This window comes from Oscillatoria sp. HE19RPO, assembly GCF_024220515.1.
GTDB lineage: Bacteria > Cyanobacteriota > Cyanobacteriia > Cyanobacteriales > Laspinemataceae > Laspinema.
The window spans coordinates 1-2,389 of the sequence record NZ_JAMXOT010000512.1 but is presented as its reverse complement, the minus strand read 5'-3'; the positions used below and the strand labels follow the sequence as shown (position 1 = coordinate 2,389).

The 2,389-nt window shown below is 47.5% G+C and carries 2 protein-coding genes; one reads left to right on the top strand and one right to left on the bottom strand.

What is annotated here, in order from left to right; translation table 11 throughout:
• Positions 1-307 precede the first annotated feature (307 nt).
• On the top strand, positions 308-1,177 hold the full coding sequence (gene folP, locus NG833_RS30250) for a dihydropteroate synthase (RefSeq protein ID WP_254568966.1): 870 nt from the start codon (positions 308-310) through the stop codon (positions 1,175-1,177).
• On the opposite strand, the gene NG833_RS30245 is transcribed toward folP, so the two are convergent.
• Positions 1,174-2,043 carry an SPFH domain-containing protein gene (locus tag NG833_RS30245; RefSeq protein WP_254568965.1) on the bottom strand — a complete coding sequence of 290 codons (870 nt, stop codon included), beginning with the start codon at positions 2,041-2,043 and terminating at the stop codon, positions 1,174-1,176. The genes folP and NG833_RS30245 overlap by 4 nt on opposite strands.
• Positions 2,044-2,389 lie beyond the last annotated feature (346 nt).

Here is a 2,389-nt window from a genome sequence, read left to right as displayed (position 1 = left end):
CGCAATGCTTGCGCCCCAGGGGCGCAAGCATTGCGCCCCTACACTGACGGGGCTACTCCGTTGATCCGTCACTACGAACAAACGTTTTGGAGATTTTATTTTTTGGAGTTCCCTTAGTTCGTAGTAACGCCTTCAGGCGTTATCCCCCGTTCATCGTCAATCACTCGCCAACCCCTAACTCTCAACAGGACTTACGCAGATTTGGAGAATTTCCCCTAAATGTAGAGGCGATTCGCGAATCGCCTCTACATTTAGGGTTTAATTTTAAAGATCGCTTAAGTCCTGTCTCAAAAGTCCTTAATCCCGGATGAATCATCAACCCTTGCCACTGACGATTCGCGATCGCCTGTTTACATGGGGTCAGCGCACCTATTTAATGGCGGTCCTCAATGTCACCCCCGATAGTTTCAGTGATGGGGGCGACTTTAACACCCTAGAAACGGCAGTAACTCATGCCAAAACGTTAATTAATGGCGGTGCCGATATCCTCGACATTGGGGGCCAGTCCACCCGACCCGGGGCCTTGGAAGTGTCCCTAGCAGAAGAACTGAATCGGGTGATTCCGGTGGTGCGATCGCTCAGAAAAGACCCCACATTCGCCACCTGTCCCATTTCCATCGATACCTCGCGATCGCCTGTGGCAAAAGCTGCCATAGAAGCAGGGGCCGATATCGTCAACGATGTCACCGGGGGCACCGGGGACCCAGAAATGTTCTCCGTAGTGGCAGAATTAGGCGTTCCCTTCGTCCTTATGCATAGTCGAGGCACTCCCGAAACCATGCAAAAACTCACCGATTATCAGGACTTAATCGGCGACATCACCGAATTTTTCACCGTTCAAATTCAAAAGGCAACTGCTGCGGGGATTCAACCCCATCAGATTATTCTCGATCCCGGGATTGGGTTTGCTAAAACTTACGAGCAAAATCTGGACCTGATTAGAAATTTGTCCCAGTTTAAAACATTAGGCTGTCCCCTGTTAGTCGGCCCTTCTCGCAAAAGTTTTATCGGGCATTTGGTTAACCAACCGGACCCTAAACAACGAGTCTGGGGAACTGCTGCCGCTTGTTGTGCTGCGATCGCCACCGGCAGTACCGATATCCTCCGCATCCATGATGTGGCAGAAATGCACGACGTTTGTCGGGTTGCCGATGCCATTTATCGACCCAAAACCTAAGTAGGATTCGAGCCATTTCCCGGCTGACTGGGGGGAGGATTTCCTCCTGGGGGTGGAGGAGTATTCGGATTATTAAGCTGTTGGCCCATTTCCGGCATATAAATTAGCTCGGATAACGCATCATTTAATGCCTTCGGGTCCAAGAAAATCACTTTAGAATTAGGACTTTGACTCAATTCTTGATTGGCATCGACATACCGTTTAGCCAGCAAATATTTCATAACTTCGGTTGTCGTCATCTGCGGTTGCAGCAACTGTAAAATTAGTTGCACCGACTCAGCAGTTGCTTCAGCATCAACGATTGTCGCCCGTTTTCTAATCTCCGAAGCCCGTTGCATTTCCATCGACTCTAAGACCGTTTTCGGTGGATCAAGGTCTTGCACTTCCACCCGCAATACTTTAATCCCCCAGCTAGAGGTTGCACTATCTAAGTTCTTCAAAACCCGGCGATTAATTTCATCCGTTGAATAGAAGGTTTCCTCTAATTCCATGTGACCAATTGTAGAGCGCAGAGTGGTCAACACGAGATTTTTAATGGCTAAATTGATGTTATTAATTTCATAATAGGCTTTTTGCAAATCCATAACCTTCCAATAAACCACCGCATCTAATTTAATCGCGACGTTATCCTTGGTAATAGCATTTTGCGGCGGAACATCTAAAACCTGTTCCCGAGTGGTATCTTCTACCACGATACTTTCGATATAAGGAAACACTAAATTCGGACCGGGACTCAGTTTTCGATTAAATCGGCCTAAGCGTTCGACTAAGGCTTCGTTTCCCTCATTAATGACTTTAACTGCGCTAACGGTATAACCGAGAATGCCAAAAATTAGGGGAACGATAAAAGCAAAAAATGTATTCATAATTCATGATAATTGAAAAAAATAATCTTGAAACTGAGTTAAAACCCGCACCCTAAAGGGTGGGGCTACACTAACAAAGCCCGCCTGCGCGGGCTAATCCAGAGACTTGAGACAACCGGATTTGGGATAAGACAGGGATTGTCTTTAGTTTAATCGGTTTAGGAAGGTTCAGCATCCGTACAGGGGCGATCGCACTCCCGTTCCCGGACCCTGGGCAACCCCTAGAAACCGGGTTTCTGACCAAAATCCTGCAATTTATCCCAAATGTAGCCAAGAAACCCGGTTTCTGACCCTGGGCAACCCCTAGAAACCGGGTTTCTGACCAAAATCCTGCAATTTATCCCAA

Coding starts and splice junctions, on each gene's coding strand:
- folP (WP_254568966.1), top strand. CDS start 308: ATGAATCATCAACCCTTGCCACTGACGATTCGCGATCGCCTGTTTACA.
- NG833_RS30245 (WP_254568965.1), bottom strand. CDS start 2,043: ATGAATACATTTTTTGCTTTTATCGTTCCCCTAATTTTTGGCATTCTC.